The following is a 429-nucleotide window of genomic DNA, read 5'->3' on the forward strand; positions in this document are numbered from 1 at the left end:
ATTTAGTATAAACAATAAAAGGATGGAGATAAAAGTGCATTCTTTCATTTTTACACATGAGAATTCTCACTATTTTTCATTACTGTCGTTTTAGGTTTTGGTATACGCCTTATTAACTGTTTCTTTCTTTTTTACCACAATATGTTAGAATTGTAGAAGACGAGAAAACGTAGTGCAAGCAAATTTTGTTTACACGCTGCTGTAGTCATAGAGGTGAATGAATTGAGGTTAGGAAATAAGTTGCAAAAACTAAGAGAAGAACAAAAGATGTCTCAAGAAGAGATTGCTAAGCAAGTAGGGGTATCTGTACAAAACATACATAAGTGGGAAAATAATCAGGGCTATCCCGAAATTCACCATCTTTTAAAGTTAGGGGACATCTATGGAACAACCATTGATGAATTTATTAAAAGTGATGCTGCATTACAA

The 429-nt window shown here is 32.9% G+C and carries 1 protein-coding gene; it reads left to right on the forward strand.

Going from position 1 to position 429, the window contains the following annotated elements; all coding sequences use genetic code 11:
• Positions 1–213: 213 nt before the first annotated feature.
• Positions 214–429, forward strand: a 216-nt coding sequence (locus AC0DBE_RS21635; RefSeq protein ID WP_472963754.1) for a helix-turn-helix domain-containing protein, incomplete at its 3' end; no start/stop codon positions are given.

This window comes from Bacillus sp. VA15, from assembly GCF_055721145.1.